Source organism: Methanobrevibacter oralis (assembly GCF_001639275.1).
Lineage (GTDB): Archaea > Methanobacteriota > Methanobacteria > Methanobacteriales > Methanobacteriaceae > Methanocatella > Methanocatella oralis.
Genome location: NZ_LWMU01000044.1, coordinates 22,418 through 43,012, shown reverse-complemented (window position 1 = coordinate 43,012; position 20,595 = coordinate 22,418). Strand labels below are relative to the sequence as shown.

General features: G+C 28.5%; 22 protein-coding genes. 14 read left to right on the top strand and 8 right to left on the bottom strand.

The annotated features are described in order from the left end of the window. Positions 1 to 232: 232 nt before the first annotated feature. Positions 233 to 520 carry a UPF0058 family protein gene (locus tag MBORA_RS01730; protein WP_042694347.1) on the top strand — a complete coding sequence of 96 codons (288 nt, stop codon included), beginning with the start codon at positions 233 to 235 and terminating at the stop codon, positions 518 to 520. A 26-nt stretch (positions 521 to 546) separates the two neighbouring features. On the opposite strand, the gene MBORA_RS01725 is transcribed toward MBORA_RS01730, so the two are convergent. Continuing rightward, complete coding sequence (locus MBORA_RS01725) at positions 547 to 1,263, bottom strand: UPF0280 family protein (protein ID WP_042694349.1); 717 nt, start codon at positions 1,261 to 1,263, stop codon at positions 547 to 549. Between the two features lie 103 nt (positions 1,264 to 1,366). Between MBORA_RS01725 and comA the strand changes: the two genes are divergently transcribed. The 5 genes from comA to hdrA are packed head-to-tail and all read left to right on the top strand — an operon-like array spanning position 1,367 to position 7,269. Then, positions 1,367 to 2,137: a phosphosulfolactate synthase gene (gene comA, locus MBORA_RS01720; RefSeq protein ID WP_042694351.1), complete on the top strand. Its 771-nt coding sequence runs from the start codon at positions 1,367 to 1,369 to the stop codon at positions 2,135 to 2,137. A 19-nt stretch (positions 2,138 to 2,156) separates the two neighbouring features. Next, a complete protein-coding gene (locus tag MBORA_RS01715) occupies positions 2,157 to 3,407 on the top strand; it encodes a methanogenesis marker 16 metalloprotein (protein ID WP_042694353.1) in 1,251 nt (416 codons plus the stop codon). 13 nt (positions 3,408 to 3,420) lie between these two features. Beyond that, a complete protein-coding gene (hdrC, locus tag MBORA_RS01710) occupies positions 3,421 to 4,020 on the top strand; it encodes a ferredoxin:CoB-CoM heterodisulfide reductase subunit HdrC (RefSeq protein WP_042694355.1) in 600 nt (199 codons plus the stop codon). Position 4,021: 1 nt separating this feature from the next. Further along, complete coding sequence (hdrB, locus tag MBORA_RS01705; protein WP_042694358.1) at positions 4,022 to 4,960, top strand: ferredoxin:CoB-CoM heterodisulfide reductase subunit HdrB; 939 nt, start codon at positions 4,022 to 4,024, stop codon at positions 4,958 to 4,960. Continuing rightward, positions 4,960 to 7,269, top strand: a complete 2,310-nt coding sequence (hdrA, locus tag MBORA_RS01700) for a ferredoxin:CoB-CoM heterodisulfide reductase subunit HdrA (protein ID WP_063720146.1) — start codon at positions 4,960 to 4,962, stop codon at positions 7,267 to 7,269. Before hdrB ends, hdrA begins: the two co-directional genes overlap by 1 nt. Here hdrA and comE read toward each other — a convergent pair. Then, positions 7,266 to 7,802 (bottom strand): sulfopyruvate decarboxylase subunit beta, encoded by a 537-nt coding sequence (gene comE / locus MBORA_RS01695; protein ID WP_042694359.1) that lies wholly within the window; start codon positions 7,800 to 7,802, stop codon positions 7,266 to 7,268. The two genes, hdrA and comE, sit on opposite strands and share 4 nt — an antisense overlap. Before the next feature lie 4 nt (positions 7,803 to 7,806). Further along, positions 7,807 to 8,304, bottom strand: a complete 498-nt coding sequence (gene comD, locus MBORA_RS01690; protein ID WP_081738411.1) for a sulfopyruvate decarboxylase subunit alpha — start codon at positions 8,302 to 8,304, stop codon at positions 7,807 to 7,809. Between the two features lie 97 nt (positions 8,305 to 8,401). On the opposite strand from comD, the gene cofH reads away from it, so the two are divergent. Both cofH and MBORA_RS01680 read left to right on the top strand, forming a co-directional pair. Then, positions 8,402 to 9,544: a 5-amino-6-(D-ribitylamino)uracil--L-tyrosine 4-hydroxyphenyl transferase CofH gene (gene cofH, locus MBORA_RS01685; protein WP_042694363.1), complete on the top strand. Its 1,143-nt coding sequence runs from the start codon at positions 8,402 to 8,404 to the stop codon at positions 9,542 to 9,544. Between the two features lie 18 nt (positions 9,545 to 9,562). Beyond that, a complete protein-coding gene (locus MBORA_RS01680) occupies positions 9,563 to 10,129 on the top strand; it encodes a nucleoside/nucleotide kinase family protein (RefSeq protein WP_231476018.1) in 567 nt (188 codons plus the stop codon). Here MBORA_RS01680 and MBORA_RS01675 read toward each other — a convergent pair. Together MBORA_RS01675 and priS are read right to left on the bottom strand one after the other, a co-directional pair. Then, on the bottom strand, positions 10,124 to 10,390 hold the full coding sequence (locus MBORA_RS01675) for a hypothetical protein (RefSeq protein WP_231476019.1): 267 nt from the start codon (positions 10,388 to 10,390) through the stop codon (positions 10,124 to 10,126). The two genes, MBORA_RS01680 and MBORA_RS01675, sit on opposite strands and share 6 nt — an antisense overlap. Further along, a complete protein-coding gene (gene priS, locus MBORA_RS01670; RefSeq protein WP_042694366.1) occupies positions 10,387 to 11,361 on the bottom strand; it encodes a DNA primase catalytic subunit PriS in 975 nt (324 codons plus the stop codon). Before priS ends, MBORA_RS01675 begins: the two co-directional genes overlap by 4 nt. Positions 11,362 to 11,478: 117 nt before the next feature. Between priS and MBORA_RS01665 the strand changes: the two genes are divergently transcribed. Then, positions 11,479 to 11,994: a hypothetical protein gene (locus MBORA_RS01665; RefSeq protein ID WP_042694457.1), complete on the top strand. Its 516-nt coding sequence runs from the start codon at positions 11,479 to 11,481 to the stop codon at positions 11,992 to 11,994. On the opposite strand, the gene priL is transcribed toward MBORA_RS01665, so the two are convergent. Further along, entirely contained in the window at positions 11,991 to 13,319 is a 1,329-nt protein-coding gene (priL, locus tag MBORA_RS01660) for a DNA primase large subunit PriL (RefSeq protein WP_063720145.1), read from the bottom strand. The two genes, MBORA_RS01665 and priL, sit on opposite strands and share 4 nt — an antisense overlap. A gap of 168 nt (positions 13,320 to 13,487) precedes the next feature. Here priL and metG point away from each other — a divergent pair, with 168 nt between their 5' ends. From metG to MBORA_RS01635, 5 genes are read left to right on the top strand one after another with little or no spacing between them, the layout of a single operon-like run. Next, complete coding sequence (gene metG / locus MBORA_RS01655; RefSeq protein WP_063720144.1) at positions 13,488 to 15,461, top strand: methionine--tRNA ligase; 1,974 nt, start codon at positions 13,488 to 13,490, stop codon at positions 15,459 to 15,461. A gap of 11 nt (positions 15,462 to 15,472) precedes the next feature. Then, positions 15,473 to 17,050 (top strand): DUF530 domain-containing protein, encoded by a 1,578-nt coding sequence (locus MBORA_RS01650; RefSeq protein ID WP_042694372.1) that lies wholly within the window; start codon positions 15,473 to 15,475, stop codon positions 17,048 to 17,050. A gap of 7 nt (positions 17,051 to 17,057) precedes the next feature. Next, the gene (locus MBORA_RS01645) at positions 17,058 to 17,528 is read left to right on the top strand and encodes a hypothetical protein (protein WP_063720143.1); all 471 of its coding nucleotides are present in this window, start codon (positions 17,058 to 17,060) and stop codon (positions 17,526 to 17,528) included. A gap of 43 nt (positions 17,529 to 17,571) precedes the next feature. Next, the gene (locus MBORA_RS01640; protein ID WP_042694375.1) at positions 17,572 to 18,585 is read left to right on the top strand and encodes an MraY family glycosyltransferase; all 1,014 of its coding nucleotides are present in this window, start codon (positions 17,572 to 17,574) and stop codon (positions 18,583 to 18,585) included. Positions 18,586 to 18,594: 9 nt separating this feature from the next. Then, positions 18,595 to 19,266 (top strand): 2,5-diamino-6-(ribosylamino)-4(3H)-pyrimidinone 5'-phosphate reductase, encoded by a 672-nt coding sequence (locus MBORA_RS01635; protein WP_063720142.1) that lies wholly within the window; start codon positions 18,595 to 18,597, stop codon positions 19,264 to 19,266. Positions 19,267 to 19,270: 4 nt separating this feature from the next. Here the strand turns inward: MBORA_RS01635 and MBORA_RS01630 are convergent, their stop codons facing one another. Together MBORA_RS01630 and MBORA_RS01625 are read right to left on the bottom strand one after the other, a co-directional pair. Further along, positions 19,271 to 19,735: a DUF2115 family protein gene (locus MBORA_RS01630; protein ID WP_042694377.1), complete on the bottom strand. Its 465-nt coding sequence runs from the start codon at positions 19,733 to 19,735 to the stop codon at positions 19,271 to 19,273. Beyond that, positions 19,732 to 20,394 carry a histidinol phosphate phosphatase domain-containing protein gene (locus MBORA_RS01625; RefSeq protein ID WP_261795649.1) on the bottom strand — a complete coding sequence of 221 codons (663 nt, stop codon included), beginning with the start codon at positions 20,392 to 20,394 and terminating at the stop codon, positions 19,732 to 19,734. Before MBORA_RS01625 ends, MBORA_RS01630 begins: the two co-directional genes overlap by 4 nt. Between the last annotated feature and the right edge of the window lie 201 nt (positions 20,395 to 20,595).

The window sequence follows — 20,595 nt, the reverse complement described above, 5'->3', positions numbered from 1 at the left end:
GGAAATACAATGCCCAAAGCACACAAAAAGAAATTCAGAACATTAGAAGGAATATTCAATCAAATAATGCACCAAAAAGATGGCTGGATCGAAAAACGAAAACAAGAGCTAACAAATTGACAGTCCCTATTTTTAATGCAATGTTTTAAATATAATTAAATGATATAATAGTATTATTAAAATTATTATCAGTTTTATCTCATTTTAGAGTTTAATAATAGGTTAGATATATATGTATAAAGATGAAATGATACAATTACATCAATTTTTAGTTTATGTTCTTAAATATTTAGCAGAAAATGATCAAATTAAAAACGATTGTAGTGAATACATAGGACTTAGGATTAGTCCACATCATATTCATAAAACCAAAGCTGAACATAAACATGCGATATTTATTCTTTGTAAGATTATTTCCCAGTTAATTGCAGAAAAAGATGAAAGTTCAATTCCAGCAAATGTTTACAATTCTTTATCTGATTTGGTTGTTCGTTCTGAAAAAGAATTAAACAAATTCTAATTTTTGTTTCTATAAAGTAGTTTTTTTTAAATATCTACTTTAAATTCTTTGCTTTCAATAATTTTTGGTAATTTACCTATTGTTCCAATATATTTTCCTGAAATTATTAAAACACCATCAAAGTATTCTTTATAATTTTCACAGGTTTCTAAGGCTTTTGAAATTTTATTTTCACCATTATTTCCATTAACATCATTAGCTATTCTTGTTGCAAGAGCATCACTTATTGATGATGAGTTGGAAATAACAGTTAAACTATCTGATTGTCCAAAACTTATTGAATGACCTATTTTACCTGATGATGTACAAAGACCCAATGCTTTTTTACGTGATTTTAATTTAAATGCGATTTTATTTCCTAAAAGTTCATTATTTGAATATATTCCACAAATCACAGGTTTATCATTAATAATAGCTATATCTCCACCATTTTCAACTATTGAATAAGTGGAATTATTTTTAATCAGGTAATTAAGTGACATTTCAGATATGCTTCCTGCAACAGCAGCCATTGGACCAACATCTGCAATATTAGATGATTCATACATTTTTTTGACAATTAATGGCAAATTTTCATCAGGCATTTTTAAAGGTTCTAATGAGATTAAAAAGTCTTGGTTTTTAGTGATGTATTGTTTAAGGTCATATCTTATTTTTTTAATATAGTTTTTAAGATTATTCTTTTCTAAATCGGTGATTAGTCGTATATGACTTTCATCTAAATCAATTTGTTCTTTATGCATAATTTTATATTGGGGGAGTTATTATTAAATTATTATTGTTTTATGCAAAATGTTAAAAACCCATTTATACTATTAATTAATATTAAAAAAATACGTGATAATTGTGAAATCATTTGAATTTTTATCTAAAAAAAGAGAAGAAAAACCTAGAACTTGTGGCATTACAATGGTTCTTGATAAGGGTCTAGGACTTGAAACTGCGAATAGCTTGATGGATGTCTCTGGAGAGTATGTAGATTATTTAAAATTTGGTTGGGGGACCTCAATTGTACATGAAAGAGAAATTATAAAGGCTAAAGTGGAAATGTATAAATCATATGATATAACTCCATATACTGGAGGAACACTATTCGAATTGGCGTATATGAATAATAAATTAGAAGATTTTTTCAAAGAAGCTCATGATTTAGGTTTTCCAGCCATTGAAGTTTCTGATGGATCTGTAAATATAGCTCATGAAAATAAATTAGAGGCTATTAATAAGGCTTGTGAAAATGGATTTGAAGTATTATCGGAAGTTGGAAAAAAAGATCCACTCTTAGATAAAGAACTTAGCTTAGATGAAAGAATTACTTGCATGAAAGATGAATTATCCGCCGGTTCTTCTTTGATTATTGTTGAAGCTAGAGAGGGTGGAAAAAATATTGGGATATTTGATAAAGCAGGAAATGCTAAAGAAGGCGAAATAGACTACATTTTAAATAACTTTAATGGAGATAAGTTATTATGGGAAGCTCCTAATAAGGATCAGCAAGTCTTTTTTATCTTAAAATTAGGAAATACTGTTAATTTAGGTAATATCTCTAGTGATGATATTACTTCTCTTGAAACTATAAGAAGGGGTCTTAGAGGAGATACAGTAGGAAAAATTTAGAAAAATGGGGAAGGTATTTTTGATTGAGAGAAGTATTAGTCAAATTAATAAAAGAATTGATGACGGTGAAGCTAATATTTATACAGTTGATGAGTTTAAAAAACTTATTAAAAATGATGATGCACCAAGTTTTGATGAAGTTGATGTTGTAACTTGTGGTACTTGTGGAGTTATGAGTGGAACAGCAGCTATTTTAAATTTTACAGTTTCTAAGCCTGGTGAGTTTATAAGAGCTAGTGAAGTATTTTTAAATGGTATTCCAGCTTATGCAGGGCCTTGTCCTAATGAGTGGTTAGGTGAAGTTGATGTAATTTTACATGGAACTTCCCATTCAATTCATGATCCTCATTATGGTGGTGGTTTTTTATTAAAAGACCTACTTGAAGGTGGTGAAATTGATGTTGTTGTTGAAAGTATTGATAAAAAGAGAATAGAAACAACTATAACCATGGATAATGTTGGAAGAGGTCAAATTATTGGTTCCCGTATGGCATTTAAAAATTATACTGCTTTTACTAATCCGGGTCGTGAAGAGGTTTCCTCAATTTTTGCTGCAATTCCTTTAGGTGGTAATCTTTCTGCTTTAACATTTTCAGGTTGTGGTGATTTAAACCCACTTCAAAATGATATTCCTCATAATGCAATTAAATCAGGTTGTAAAGTTTTAGTTAATGGTGCGGAAGGTTATGTTTTAGGTGATGGTACAAGATCATCGGTTGAAAAACCTAATTTGATGTTGTCTGCAAACTTCATGGAAATGGATCCATATTATATTGGTGGATTTAAAACAGGTCAAGGTGGTGAAATTTATGATACTGTAGCTATACCAATTCCTGTATTAAATGAAGAAATTTATAATAACTTGTTTATTTTGGATAAAGATATTGATTTACCAGTAGCTGATATAAAAGGTCGCCATTTACCATTAGCTCAAACTAATTATAATGCAATGTGGGAAGGTCATGATTTAAGACCATTATTTAATAGGACAAAATGTGAAAATTGTGAAAAGTGTAGGGTAGAAGAAGTTTGTCCAACAAATGCATTTAGAAATAAACGACTACTTCAAAATTATTGCTTTGGTTGTGGAATGTGTTCTCATTTTTGTTTAAATGATGCATTTAAAATGAATACAGGTTCAGTTGAGCTAGAAATTAATGGAAAAACCAAAGATATTCCAATTATTTGTAGACAATCTGATAGGCTAAGGGCAAATAAACTGTCTAGACAACTTAAAAAATCAATAGAAAATAAAGAATTTAAATTATAAATGGGGGTGTTAGATGTCTAAACAAAGAATCGAGGATGCTCCTATTAATTTTGCAGAAGAGATAATTGCTGATGTAAAAAACACCAAAGATGGAGCTGTTTTAAAATGTGTACAATGTGGGTTATGTACTTCAACATGTCCTGCAGCTCGCCATAGTAAATATAGTCCACGTGAAATCATGGAAAGAGTTTTAGATGGTGATGAGTCCATTTTAAAAGAAGATTATATTTGGAATTGTTTTTATTGTTATACTTGTCATAGTGTGTGTCCAGTTGGAAATAGTGTTTGTGAAGTAAATCAAATTCTAAAACAAAAAGCAATAAAACATGGAATTGGTCAAGATAAACTTTATGAATATCTAGGTTTTGCAGATAGCTATTTTAATGCAGCTATTGGAGCTATTCCTGAAATATTTTTTGAGGATATTTCTCATGATGTTGAAGGATGGTGGGAATTTAGACAAAATTTGGGAGAAATCAGAGAAGAATTAAATTTAAGTCCGCCTTTAATGCCACCTAAAGAAGTTATTGACGAAGTAAGTTTAATTTTAACAATTACTGGTTTTAAAAATAAAATTGAAAAAATTAGAAAATCTCAAGAAAAGGAGGTTTAACATGAAAAATATACCTGATAAAAATCTCCTTTTATTTAGAAGCTGTTTAGTAAGTGTTGAATATCCTGGAATTGAATCTTCAACAAAATTTGTCTTTGATAAATTAGGATTAGATTATGCAATTTCAGAAAAACAAACTTGTTGTACAGGATTAGGTCATTATTCTGATGTTTTTGACCAAATTGACACTACAGCTATTGGAGCACGTAATTTTAAAATAGCAAAACAATTAAATAGACCAAATTTAGTAATGATTTGTGCAACTTGTTATGCAATTAATAAAAAATCAGTTAAATTACTAAACAACAAAGATGATTTAAGAAATAAAATTAACACATTATTTGAAGATAATGGTTTAAAACACTTAAAATACGATAAATATGATTTAAAACCAACAGAAAATATATTTCATGTTGTTGATATTTTATATGGTAAAAAAGACGAAATTAAAAAACATATTAAATATGATTTAAGTAATTATAAAATCGCTACTCATCATGGTTGTCATTACTGTAAAGTGCATTATGAAGATACTATTGCTGGCGTAAGAGATCCTAATATTTTAGATGAATTAATAGAGGCGTGTGGTTGTAAAACAATTGGTTGGTATGATCACAAAAGAGCGACATGTGGTACTGGATTTAGACAAAGATATTCAAATCCAGAATTATCTTTTACAGCAACTGCAGATAAAATGAACTCATTAGATGATGAAGATGTTGAAATTCTTGTTCATTTATGTCCAAATTGTCATATTCAATTTGACAGATATCAAGATTTAATCTCAAAAAGAGAGGGTAAAAATTACAAAGCAATCCATTTTAATATAGCTCAATTTATAGCTATTGCAATGGGTGGAGACTTTGATAAAGTAATTGGAGTAAAAGCACATACTTGTCCAATTGATTCAGTTATATGTGAGTTAAAGGAGGTTGAATAATGCCTGAAAATTTAAAAGTTGGATTATTTATATGTGAATGTGGTGGAAATATTTCAGATACAATTGATATAGAAAAAATAAAATCATCACTTGATGTTGAAGTAATGGCACAATTCGAAAACTTATGTTCTTTAAATGGTAGAAAAATTATTCGAGATGCAATTTTAGAACATCATTTAGATAGGGTTGTAATTGCTGCTTGTTCACCAATAACACATGAAAAAACATTTCAAGATTATATAAAACCATTAAATCCATATTTAATGGATATGGCTAATATTCGTGAACAATGTTCATGGGTTCATTCTGATTCAAAAAAAGCTACTCAAAAAGCCATTGCTTTAATCAACGCTTCTATTGAAAAAATAAAACAATCAGAAGAAGTAACACCAATTTATTGTGAAACATCAGAAGAAGTAGCTGTTATTGGAGGTGGTATTGCAGGAATGAGTGCAGCATTATCATTAGCTCGACAAGGAACAAAAGTAACTATTATTGAACAATCTCCATCTCTTGGGGGGCACATGGCTAAAGTGGGAAAGGTATTTTCACCTGTAAAAATTGCAGAAGAATGCGGAATGTGTCTTTTAAACCCAATTTTAAATGATTTAGTGTGGAATGATAATATTCAAGTTCTAACTAATTCACGAGTTATTGAATCAACAAGACATGCTGGAACATATAATTTAATTGTAGAACAATCTCCGAGATTTGTAGATCCTGATAAATGTATTGCATGTGGGAAATGTGCAGAAGTTTGTGAAATTGAAGTTCCCGATGATTGGAATGATGATTTATCTTTAAGAAAAGCAATTTATAGGCCATTTTCACAATCTTATCCTGAAGCTTATGTTATTGACCCAGAATACTGTAATAAATGTGGTGATTGTTTTAGAGAGTGCATGATGAAGGCAATTAAACTTAAAAGAAAAGCAGAAAAAATTCCGCTTCAAGTAGGTTCAATAATCATAGCTACTGGTCATAAATTATTTGAAATGGAAAAACGTCCAGAATATTCGTATTCAAAACATCCAGACATTATAACTCAGTCTGAATTGGGTCGTATTACTGGAGTAAATGGGCCAACAAAAGGAAAATTACTTAAAGCTAATGGGGAGGTTCCAAAAAGAGTAGTTATGATCCAATGTGTAGGTTCAAGAGATGAAAAACCAGATGGTCATAAGTATTGTTCTAAAATATGTTGTTCAGTAGCTTTAAAAAATGCGAATATTATAAAGCACAAATATCCTGAAACTGATGTAGTAATATGTTATACAGATATTAGAACACCAGGAATGTTTGAAAAATACTATAAGCACACTCAAGAAAATGAAGTAAGGTTTATAAGAGGAAGGCCTGGAGAAGTTGTATCTAAAAATGATGTTTTATTAGTTCGTGTAGAAGATACAATTAAAGGGGAATTTTCAGAAATTGAAGCAGACATGGTTGTTTTATCAACAGCTATGGAACCTTCTGAAGGTACTAAAGAAATTGCTGAAATTTTAAATGTAGGAACAACAGAAGACCATTTTATAAAAGAAACACATCCAAAAATAAAACCAGTTACAACAGATGTTCAGGGTGTATTTGTTTGTGGAACTGCACAAGACCCAAAAGATATTACAGACTCAATTATGCAAGCAACAGCTGCTGCATCTAAGGTATCTGAATATAATACTGGTGGAATTGAAATAGAACCGTTTATAGCTGAAATTGATGAAGAAAAATGTGATTTATGCGAAAAATGTTTAAATTTCTGTAGATTTAAAGCTTTGAGCATTGTTGATGATAAACTATTTTTAGATCCAATGAGTTGTGATGGTTGTGGAAAATGTTTAACAGTTTGTTCTAATGGTGCTATTAAAATGAATGGTAACATTGATGAGAAAATATCTGCAACAATTGATGGAGTTTTAGCTAAAAAACAAGATGGGGAACGTTTAATTTTAGTATTTTTAGATTCTATAGGTTATACTGCAGCTGACAATATTGGGGTTAATAGGCTTCAATATCCTGAATCTATTCACATAATCAAAGTACTTTCTGTAAATAGAGTAAGACCAAGACATATACACTATGCACTAGAAAATGGTGCTGATGGAGTTTTCATTGGTGAATTCCCAGGAGATTTAATGTATGATGAAGTTGAAAGAAAAATCGATAGAGTTAAAAAGCAAATAGATGGTGTTGGACAAAATCCAGATAGACTAGCTTTTTCAAAAGTATATATTCCATATTTTGCAGGACTTGCTAAAAAATTAAATGATTTTGATAGGAGGATTGAAGAGTTAAATGAAGCGGAATCTTAAATATTGTTCATTAATCTATTTTTAATAAATTCTGGAGTTAAATTTATTATAGGAGCTTGTGAATTTCCGGATTCACACTTAATTTCTATAAAATTAGTTCCATCACTATTTATAACCTCTTTTAAATCAATATCTTCAAAATAATAGCTATTTTTAAATCCAGAACTTTTTGCAATATTAACTAAATTTAAATCTTTTGCATATGTATCTTGATTTCCAGTTGAACCATAAACCCCATTGTTTATTACGATTAATGTTAAATTTTTCGGATTGTTTGCAGCTATTGTTACAAGAGATCCCATATTCATTAAAAGTGAACCATCTCCATCAATTACAACTATTTTTTCATCTGCCTTTGAAATAGCTAATCCTAATCCAATTGATGATGCAAGACCCATTGAACCGATCATATAAAAATTACGCACTCTATCTTGAATATCATATAATTCTCTTGATGGAAATCCAATATTACAAACAATTACCTCATCTTCTATATTTTCCATTATTTTTTTAATTGCGTCTCTTCTCATCATATTATCACCAGTATTTTATTTCTAAAAGTATTGAAACAGGTTTAGATTTATCACAAGATAATTCCCATGATGGTCTAATAGCTTCGTATGCACCTTCAGGTTTTCCCGGAGTAAAAAATGGAAAATCCATTGATTCTAATATTCGTGGGGTTGAAATTCCCATAGGGACTTGTCCAGAAATATTTTCACCTTCAGTTCCTCTGTGACTAATAATCATAATAAGTGGCATTTTATACAATTCAATTAGTGATTTAAGTGCATTAATTGAGTTTCCAAGCCCTGAATTTTGCATTAGAATTGCTGGTTTCATACCACCAAGATATGCTCCTGCACATATTCCAATTCCTTCTTCTTCACGAGTAACAGGGATATGTGTTATTTCTTTATCTTCATCAATTAAATTTAGTAATTTAGATAAATTTACACAAGGAACACTAACAATAAAGTTTATACCAGCATCTTTAAGTCCATTGTAAATAGCTTCACTACTATCCATTTTAATCCTCATTTTATTCTTTAAATAAAAGCTTAGTATAAATAATATATTAAATTATCTATTATAGAAAGTTATATATTTTATTTTAACATTATATATTTACATGTTTGATAAACTACCCATTTCTTCTGAGACTGAAAGAATTTTAGCTAAATCTCTTGATGAAGTTATCACTGTTGAGGAAGCTAATTATTTAATGAATGTTAAAGGTTCTGATTTATATCCTTTATTAGCAACTGCGGATTTTTTAAGAAGTGATATAGTGGGAGATGATGTTACATTTATTAATAATTGTAATATTAATTTCACTAATATTTGCACGGTTAGATGTGGTTTTTGCGCCTTTGGAAAAGATAGGGATGATCCTGATGCTTATATTTTAGATGATAAGGCTATTTTATCTAAAGCTCAAGGAGCTGTTGAGAAGGGTGTTCATGAGTTTTGTCTAATGGGTGGTGTTCTTCCAGATGCTGATATTGAATATTATGAGCATTTACTTTCTTTATTAAAAGATACTTATCCTGATGTATTGATTCATGGTTTTTCACCAACTATGGTTAATGATGCAAGTATTTTATCTGGTATTAGTATTGAAGAGGCATTTGAAAGACTTAAAAGTGCAGGATTAGATACCTTACCTGGAACTGCTGCTGAAATTTTAACCGATCGCTCAAGGGAGTTAATTTGTCCTGAAAAAGTGTCTACTCAAGAATGGATTAATATTGTCAAAACTGCTCATGAAGTAGGTGTTGGTGGTTCAGCTACAATCATGTATGGTCATGTAGAAACATTAGGAGAGCGTGTTGAACACATTGATATTATTCGTCGAATTCAGGAAGAAACTCATGGTTTCACTGAATTTATTCCTATGACTTTTATGCACGAATACTCTCCAATTTTCTTAGAAGGTCAAAAGAATCTTGGAGCTAGTGGAACTGAAGATTTAAAATTATATGCTGTTTCTAGATTAATGCTTAGGGATTTAATACCTAATATTCAGGTATCTTGGGTAAAAATGGGATATAGATTTGCTCAAGTATCACTAACTGCTGGAGCAAATGATTTAGGAGGTACATTAGGTGGTGATGAATTATCAGAAGCTTCAGGTGCTCCTGATGGTATTGAAACATCTATTAGTACTTTAAGTGATATGGTTAGGAATTTAGGAAGAAATCCAATTGAAAGAAATTCTAAATACACAGAATTTTACCCAATTGACTCAACATTGGAAGTTCTTTCTAAATAGAATTATTTTTTAGATATTATGAAATTTATTGTTATTGATGGATTAGATGGCTCAGGTAAAGATACTCAAATTAATTTACTTGCAGATATGTATAAGAAACAAGGAAAAAATGTGGTGATTAGGTCTCATCCATGTAATGACAATAGATATGGCCGAAAATCTAAAGAAGCTTTAGTTAAAACAGGTAAATTTAACCATATAAAAGCTACAATATATTTTGGACTTGATGCAATAAGGTCGGTTCATAAATATTCTCGTAATGAAGATATTGATGTTTTAATATTTTCAAGATATATTCTTGCTGTTATTTATCTTCCAAATGTAATTAATGTTGTAGTTTATAAAATCGTTGCTTTCGTACTTCCAACGTCAAATTGTATGTTTTTCTTAGATGTTTCACCAGAAGAATCTCTAAAACGTATAAATTCTAGAAATGAAGATATTGAAATGTTTGAAAACTTAGAATCTTTAATAAAAGCTCGTGAAAAGTCAAAAAAAGTTACATATAATTGGAATGTTATTTCAGCTGATGATTCAATAGAAGTGATTAGTAAAAAAATAAAAGAAAAGTGTTTAGAATCATAAAACTTCTTTTATTCCATCATTTGTAATAATCATTAGTGAATTAAGATTTTCTAATACAAGAGAAGCAATTGGATGAGTTTGAATATTCTTATGCATAAAAACTATTTCTTTTTCAATAATATCAATCCAGTTTACATGATATAATACTACTCCGTTAACAATTAAACCTAAATACATTGGAACAAATCTATTTTCGTTTATTTCATCAAAATATTGGTTATTTCTTAAAATTTCTCTTAAAATTTCATCCATACTACTCATTCCTTTCTTTCATATACAAATTTAGGGACAGCTTTACTAAAAGGATCAAAGTTTTCTCTATTTTTAACTTCCATACATTTCATGCTTACTTTGGAGTGAAGTGATGAAGGAAGCCTTAATATTCTCTTTAAATCAATGGAAACCTTAGCATCAATAGTTGATAGATTAACACGTGCCATAGCTTCAACTAAATTTTTATATCTTCTAGGTCCAATATCTCTTTTAAAAAATCCCCATTCACCATTTTCTAAATGATATCTTGAGTTGATAATATCTTTCATTAGTTTTTTGTTTATTCCATCAATATTTTCATTTCCAACTAGATGTTGAACATTGTATTTTACTTTATCTGTAAAAACCTTTGAATATCCAATGGGAATTGAGAAATGTTCAAAGTTAAAACCTTGATTTGTAATTTCAGCGTTTGAAAATTGGGATTTAGGAATTTCAGCACCTGCTACATATTTTAAAACTTCAGATCTAAGTTCACTATTTGCACTCATCATTTCTTCATCAAGGATTCTAATGTGATATCCTCTTCCTGAATAAATTAAATGAATATTTTTTAATCCCAAATCACTTTTTAATGTATCTATTAATGAATTAACAATTTCTAAAGCTTCACCAAGACAAATTTCACAAACACTATCGCATTGACAGGTTCTAATTGGAATATCTTTTGCATCAACATCAAAAACATATTCTGCCTTAAGCCAATCCTCTCTTCTTCTAGGATTATTATAAAATGCAATAGAAATATAAGCTGCAAAAGGTGATTTGAATCTTAAAAATTTCTTTAAGGATTCTTTTCCTCTAAAAGCTTTATATCTATCGTTGGGTCCTCGTCCATTATGGTCAAAACCAAATTCTCTTTTTTTAATATCTTTTGTAATAAATTCAGGAAGATCATTTACAGACCATTCTTCACGATAATATTGTCTTCGTTCTTTAATAGTTGCTTTAGAAAACATGATATCAATTTTTAATGTTTACAATTAATAATTAATTTTTAAAATATATAATAATTAAGTAAGTGTGCATTTGTGAAATATTATAAATTTATAAAAGATGTAATTAAATATAACAATATGGATGAAGTAATTGAATTAATTGGAGTTGAACATCTAAAAACTATTCTTTCTAGCTTAACTCCTGAAGATATTGTAAAACCAGCTTATGATAATTGGTATCCTTGTCAAAAAACAGGCCATACTATATTGAATTTAGAAACTGGTAAAATTCATGGATTAGGAATTGAGTTAAATCAATTGCCCTTAGTTGACATGATTTATATTGAATTGTTTACAATTAAAGAAAATGAATATCCTATTGATGAAGAAGAATTATTTTCTGAAAATGAATACATAGAATTTTTAGAATTTAAAGATGATGAACCATGTGATTATGCTCCAGATATTGTTTCTGATTTTTGTGAAATGAAAGGTATTAATGAAGCAGAACGTCAAATTGGCATGATTGCATATAATTTTGAGAAAAATGAACGAGCTAATTATAATATTTGGGAAACAAAGATTTTAAATAAATATTATGAAGCTACTAATGAAAATCATAATCCTTTTAAATTTTCACCATCAACTATTTAATTTTTATTTTGATTGTCAAGTTGGTATTTTTTACGACCATAACAAGATAAAGGGTTATTAATGCCTTTACAAGATTTATCTGGCTTGCATAAGTGAGGTAAATGTATTTTAATTTTCTCACAACTCATTGGAGTATACCATTTTGTTTCTCCTTCATGATTAATATCTACTTTATCATGCATTCCAAAACCTAATTTTGATATGATATTAACTTTTTCTTGGGGTTGATCTTCGAATAGGGGTGGTGTACAATTGTCTGCTGCTTCAAAAATTAGTGGTAATATCTCATTTTCAGTAATTGTTAAATTAGGATCCATATCAGATACTTTTACACTTTCATCACTTGCAAATATTCTAGGATATAGTCTTGCATAGGATACAAATGAGGTTAATAAAAGTACAATAGCATCATTACGTCCTCCAGAAGATACACCTTCAACAGTATTTGCAATACATGGTGGGAAAGCTTCTTTTATTAATTTTCCAGCTTTAACTGTTCCATACACTCCTCCGCTCCCGGCATAGAATTGGTTGTATTTGCTAATCTCATTTGGAATAAATTCTTTTAGTTCTTCTCCTATTTCGATTATAGCTGGATGGATTTCAATTTTAGCAGACATTTCTTTAATTCTTTCAATGTATTCTTCTGTTTTTTGCATTATTAATCTTGATAAAATCAATTCTTTAATGCTATCTCCAATTAAAATATTATACATACGTTGGGGATTACGATCATTGAATTTAGAACTATAATTGGTTAGAAAGTCTTCTTCTTGTAGAATAATATCTCCATTCTGAATAAATAAATCAGTTAGAGATAATTTTTTACTAGATATTATACCTTTAAGAGAAGTCCATTTAATAGATCCATCAATTTTTACTTCATTTAAAACTTCATCTATTATTTCTGTTTTTATAATAGGTGGTATTCTAGTTAATCTTTCTTCTATTAATTTTCCAAGTGATTCAATAAAAAGGCGTGTTTCACGGGAACCTATATTAAATTGAATGGCTATTGCTTGACATAGAATATGAAAGGTAACAACGTCTTCAACAAATAATTTTTCATTTAATAAATATTCAAATTCGCCTTGTATATAGTTTTTATTGTTTTTTTTCTCAATAGCCCATTGGATACGTTTAATAGCCAAATCTTTATAGGATTTAGGAATCACGTCATCATCTGAAATCTTTTGATTGGTAGTATGGATTACTTTGTCGATTAAAATGTCATCTTCCTGAAAGATTTGATTTAAGTCACCATATTTTTGAATAATTTCTCTTCCTTCACTTGATAATGGATTTATATAAGAAACTTCAGCCATGATTTTAACTTTTCATTTCATATATTAAAAAATTAACTTATTTTTTCTTGTAATATTTATTTTAAAATATTAAATTTTTTTAGAAGGATAATGCTATTAAGAATACTACTTTATTATAGATGAATTACATAATTACTATATGTTTAAAATAAATGAGGAGAACAATAAATGACTAAGATTTTTATTTCATGTGCACTTCCTTATGCAAATGGGCCTTGTCATTTAGGTCATATTCGTTCTACATATTTACCTGCCGATATTTATGCAAGGTATAATAGGATGGTAGGTAATGATGTATTGATGGTTTGTGCTACTGATGAACATGGAACTCCAATAGCAGTTAAGGCAGATAAGGAAAATAAAAAACCTATTGAAATTTCTAAACGTTATCATGACATGATTGTACGTGATGTAGAGTCAATGAATATTTCTTTAGATAATTTTACAAGAACTACTGATGAAATTCATTATGAAATAGCTCAAAACTTCTTTAAAGAATTATATAATAAAGGATTTATTTATAGGGAAGATATTGAGCAGTTATATTGTAATCATTGTGAAAAATTCTTGCCTGATCGTTATGTCGAAGGATTATGTCCTGCTTGTGGATCTGAAGCTCGTGGAGATCACTGTGAAAAATGTGGAAGAGCACTAGAACCAACTGAACTTGAAGAACCCAAATGTTTAACTTGTGGTGGCACACCTATTATTAAAGATACCTATCAATATGCTTTTAAATTAAACGAATTTGAGGATGATTTAAAAGATTACATTGAAAATAATGAAAATCTTCCGTCTAATGTTAAGAATTATGCTAAAAACTGGCTTCGTGAAGGTTTAAATGATTGGATTTTAACAAGAGATATGAATTGGGGTATTCCAGTACCACTGGAGGAAGCTAAGGGTAAAGTATTGTATGTATGGATTGAAGCATTTTTAGGTTATATTTCATCTGCATCCCAATGGTCAAGTGAAACTGGGATTAAATGGGAAGATTATTGGAATGATTATGTAGTTCACTTTATTGGAAAGGATATTATTTATCACCATTCAATATTCTGGCCGGGTCTTCTTAAAGCATATGGTTGTAAAATGCCAGATATGATTTATGCAGGGGAATTTTTATCTCTTGAAGGAGAAAAAATGTCCACTAGTAAAAATTGGGTTATATGGATTGAAGATTTTGTTCGTGATTTTGACGCAGATCTTTTAAGATATTATTTAACAATTAATGCTCCTTTAAATAAGGATTCTGACTTTTCATGGGATGATTTTCAAAGAAGAAATAATGATGAATTAGCAGATGTTATTGGAAACTTTTTACACAGAACTTTTGTTTTTACTAAAAAATATTTTGATGGAAAAGTTCCTGAGTATTTAAATCCTTCTGCAGAGGATGAATCATTTGAAAATGCTATTAAAGAATTACCTGATAAAGTTGGAGAATACATCTCTCAATTTGAATTTAGAGAAGCTTTACTTGAAATATTTAAAGTAGCTAAAAAAGGAAATAAATATTTCAATGATGCAGAACCATGGAATGCTGTAAAAGAAGATTATCAAAAAGCAGCTAATTGTTTATATCTTTCAAATCAATTAGCTAAAACTTTAGCTTACACCTTAAAACCTTATCTTCCAATAAAAGCCGATGAAATAGCTAAAATAATGAATATACAAAATCTTAATGAATGGAAAGATGCAAAAGTATCTTTACCTGTAGGGTATTCAATTAATAAGGCTAAACCACTTTTTAAAAAGATAGAAGATGAGGTTATTATTAATCAAAAAGAAAAATTAAAAGAAAGTGAGGATGATAATATGAGTGATTTAATTAGTATTGATGATTTTGATGAAGTTGTAATAAAAGTTGGTCAAATAAAAGAAGCAGAAAAAATAGAAAAATCTGATAAATTATTAAAATTACAAGTTGATATTGGTGATGAAACAAGACAAATTGTAGCAGGCATTGCTAAATTTTACTCACCTGATGAATTGATCGATAGAAAAGTATGTGTTTTAGCTAACCTACGACCAGCTAAACTATTTGGAACTTTATCTGAAGGTATGGTTTTAGCTACTGGTGAAAGTGGTGCATTATTATCACCAGATGAAAATGCTAAAATTGGCGAAAGAATTCAATAAATAAGATAAACATGGAAGAATCTGCTCTAGTAGTTAAAGCTGAGAAATATCTCAAAAAGATTTCAAAAGATGAAGTCACATTGGATAATATTGATGATTTTGAAGTCTTTAAAAGTCTTTATTTTAAATTAGATGACAGATTAAACTATTTACAAAATTTAAAAGAAGCTATGGATGCACAAGGATATACAACTCCTTTTACATCTTTAACTAAATATGGAACAAAATCACTATCTGAGGTTACTGTTGAAGAGGTAAGTGAAAATAGTCGCCATAATCAAATATTTCGAATGCGAGCTAATGCTAAAAAAAATATTCTAGATAGGGTGAAATCAGCTATTGATTCACATAAAATAGCTATTGGTCATTTAAATCAATATGGTTATGTGAAATGTAATTCCTGTTATAAAAAATATTCAATGGAAGAATATAAACATAATTTTGGTAAATGTAGTTGTACTAGTGAATCATTTTCATTTAAAATAAATAAAGAAGCTGTTCATCGTTTAGAAATACTTCCATTTTTACCTCTTTCTGGTAATTACATGGTTTTAATGAGTCAATTATCAAATTATGGTCGCGAATCATTGAAAATGGTATTAAATATATTAAAACAAGAACGTAAAGGTGTTGTTAAAACAATTTCATTAGTTATTAAATTTAAAGATGAAAATAAACGTTTAATTCGTAAATCCATAAGTCTAGATTCAGAATATATTAATAACTATGAGGAAGAAGTTAGAAAAAGATACGGTCGAAATGTAAGAATAGAAGCTTTAAGATTCCATAGAACTAAACCAGCCATCATTGATGATAAACATGCAAGAAATGCACTAGCTATTTCTTATGTAAAATATGCAGAATCAATAATTAGTGAAATTCAAGATGAAATATATAAAAGAAAATTATCTAATTTTAAGCAGATTACTAAATATGAAGAGGTTATTTTAAAATATAATAATCAAGCTCCTGATTATATTGATAAATATGATGTAGATGCTATTGAGGAGTGGAGAAGACTTCAAATTGAAAAAAATTTAAGAAATTTACATTTAATGGATAAATTTGGGAATCTAAATAGATTGCTAAAAAGGGATTTGAGAATTAAGGAAAATATTCAACAAAGTATTTTTAAAAATTTCGCTCCATCTTTAATTCTTTGGGATATTTTTAGATATTATTTAACTACATCTAAAAACTCACGTAAAATTAGAAATGGACCTTTTCCATATATTCGCGTAGAACTTGATCGCCAACAACGTAAAATTTTTCAAACTGATTATTCTAAGGTTATTGGTGTTTTAAATCAATTTAGTGATATTAAAATAATACCTATTGAGGAAAAAGACTTGCTCTTATATGAAAAATTTAAATTTGAAAAACAAATTAAGAATTCTAATATTAAATTTAATAATGTAGCTTTAGGTGCAGCTTTAATACATTTAAATTCTGATGTTGATATTGAAATGATTAGTAATGCGTTTAATATCAATGAGTCTAAGATTAAAAAAGAAATTAAAAATGTTGATAATATTAAAAATCCTAAATCAGATAAATCTAAAAAATTCTTAAATCTTATTAAAAAGTAGGGATAATATGGATGAAAATATTACTAAAGTTCATATTACAGAAGCATTAACATCTGTTAAAATTGTTGAATTAATAGATAAATACCCTAATTTAGAAGAAATCACCTGTGCACCTAGTGTTTATGAGAGAACATCTAATAATTATATTCAAGCTTTAGAGCAACTTGATATTAAAGTTACAAAAAAATATAATTGGGGAGCTAAAAGTCAAAGTAATGGGCTAGAGCATGATGTATATAAATTAGCTAATAGTGGCATGTCTGCTCATGAAATTGCAGAAAAATTAGATATTTCACTTAATAGAGTTTATTATTTAGTTAAAAAAGTAAATAACGATTTTAAATTTGAAAATATTAAAAAAAAGCATGATCATGAAAAAGTTAAATCTTTAAAAGAAGAGGGTTTAAATGCTTCACAAATAGCAAAAAACTTAGATATTCCTATTCGTAGTGTTTATTATATTTTAAACAAAAAATAATTTTATTATTAAAACTCATATAATTTATATTAAGGAGATAATTATGATTTTTTTACCACAACTTCCGTTATATGTTATAGCTATTATTTGCGGTCTACTTTCATTTGTAACTACTCGTATATCAATGCCCATAATTATTAAAAAGCTTGAAAATGCTGAAATTGTAGGTACTGACTTGCATAAATCATGGAAACCAATTGTTGCAGAAATGGGTGGTTTTGGAATTCTGTTTGGTTTTATTGTTGGAATATTTTCTGGAATATGCCTGCATGATTTATTAACTTTTCCATTATGCATTGTTTTAGTCGTGATTTTACTTGTTGGTATTATTGGTATTGTCGATGATTTACTTGTACTTTCATCTAAAGAAAAGTTATTCTTATTATTTTTAGCGGGTATTCCTTTAATATGGGCAGCTCCACCTAATGTTGGAATTTTATACTTAATTTCCATGCCAATAGCTATTTCAATCGGATCTAACTTAACAAATATGTTAGCTGGTCTTAATGGAATAGAATCAGGTTTGGGTATAATAGCTTTAGGTTCACTTACAATATCTTGTATAATTCTTGGAAAATATGATGTTACTATCATTAGTATGAGTATGTTGGGAGCTTTGATTGTATTTTTATATTATAATAAGTATCCTGCGAAAATTTTCCCAGGAGATACTGGTACATTAATTATTGGTGCTACAATTGTTTCTATTGCATTTATTGGTCGTGTAAAATTAATTGCATTCATTGTTTTAATGCCAAATATTATTGATGCTATTTTAAAGTTTTATAGCGTAGGAGTAATGGAACGTCAACAATTTAGTCCAACAAAAGTTAACGATGAGGGCAAACTGGTAAGGCCAGAACAAGGTTTTAAATCATTAATCAGATTTGTATTAAGAAAACCAATCGCAGAAAAAGATGCTGTTAAAATAATATGGGCAATAGGAATATTATTTGGTTTAATAGGAATTATTGTTGCTATAACAATGCCGGGAATGCTTGAAAATAAAACTTTAGTGAATTTTTTACAAATAAAAGAAATGTTTTATCATATTTAAGGTGATTATATGGATAAACCTTATGTAATATTAAATGCGGCCATGACACTTGATGGTAAAATAGCTACTCATAAAGGAAGTTCAAATATATCAGGCAAACAAGATTTAAAAAGGGTTCATGAACTTAGAAAAGAAGTTGATGCAATAATGGTTGGGATTGGAACTGTCCTTGCTGATGATCCAAGATTAACAGTTCATAAAATTGATGCTAATCCTAAAGATAATCCTTTAAGAATCGTTGTTGATAGTAAAGCTAGAACTCCAATAGCTGCTCGTGTTACAAATAAAGATGCAAACACATTAATTGCAGTCGCTAATGATTATAAATATGACTTTATAGTTTCAAATAGGTATGAAAGTTTTTCAAAAAGGGGAATTGATTTTTTCTTTAGTGGTTCTAAAAAAGTTGATCTAAAAGAGTTAATGAATCATTTAAAAAGTATTGGTGTTAAAAAATTAATGCTTGAGGGAGGTTCTACTTTAAACTTTTCTATGGTTAAAGAAGGATTAATCGATGAGATAAGAATTTGTATTGCCCCAATGGTTGTTGGAGGAGTGAATGCAAAAACATTCTTTGATGGTGAAGGATTTAGTACAATGGATGAAGCTATTAAATTAGATTTAAAAGAGGTTAATCACTTAGGTAAAGACTTAATTTTAACATATTATGTTTTAAAGTAGTTTTTTAAAACATCCCTTGATAACCTAATGTTTTACAAGAGCAATATCTACAAAGTGATCTGTAATCTTTTATGTATTTTATTTTTCCTTTACAATAATAAGTTCCATTAAAAAAGAAAACATCATCATTTTTATCTTCACTAAAAGGATGTAGAGGTTTTTTAGCAATTAATGCTAAATAAAGTGTTAGATTTGTTGTTAATTTTTTTTCATCAAATTCTGTTGGTGCATATTTGTCAAAATAATAGCCAATGTCGTTTCTAATATTTTTAACTACATCATTACTTATTTCATAATCATCTTCTATCTCACATTCATATATTTCATAATAAATATTTGAGTTATATTCTGCTAATTTTTTAATTAAAGGATCAATATACCTTTCATCTGTAACTTTATTTTTTAAATAGTTAATAGGATATTTTTTTAAATCCTCTTGGATGATTTTAAGTAATTTTGATGCTTTCATAATATTCCTTTACTTTTAAGCAATTTACGAGGATTTTCAATTATAGCTTTTTCTGCTTCTTTTTCAGTTAAGCCAGCACCTAAAGCTATTTCAAATGATTTTTCAAAGGTTATTAGATTATCTGGGGAATGTGTATCTGTATTTACAAGTAAGTCATTTCCAACTTTACGAGCTATATTAGCTACATGTCCATTTCCAAGACAATGTCCTTTTCGTGCACTTATTTCTAAATAAACATTATTCTCTTTTGCAATTTCAGCTTCTTCAATTGTAATTAATCCAGGATGTCCTAAAATATCAACATATCTTGATTTAACTGCTGCAAGGTTAGTCCCTGGAGTTACAGGTTCGTTTAATGTTTCACCATGTACTACAACAATTTTTGCTCCAAGCTCTTTAGCTCTTTTTGCGATTCCATCAATTGATTCTATAGGTGCATGAGTTACTTCTACTCCTAAAACAACTGTAATGTCCCATTTTGAGTTAATATCATCTATTGCATCCTGAATAGTTGGAATTTGTTCAATATTTGAGTAATCAACATGATCGGTAATAGCTATTACTTCATGATCTAATTTTAAAGCTCTTCTAGCTAGTTCGGAGGGTAATAATTCACCATCACTAAATAAACTATGCATATGTAGGTCAATTCTTTTCACTTTATTACCTCATTTTAAATAATAATAAGTATTTTTAGTTATTCTATATAATAAATATTATAATTTAGAATATTAAAAATTTTATTTTGATTTTTTATTAGAATATTTAAGAATAGATTAATATTTAATTAGGTATTTCTTCTTTTATTATTTTTAATCAGTCTAAATTTGAAATGTTTTAATTTTTAGTCATGATTGGTT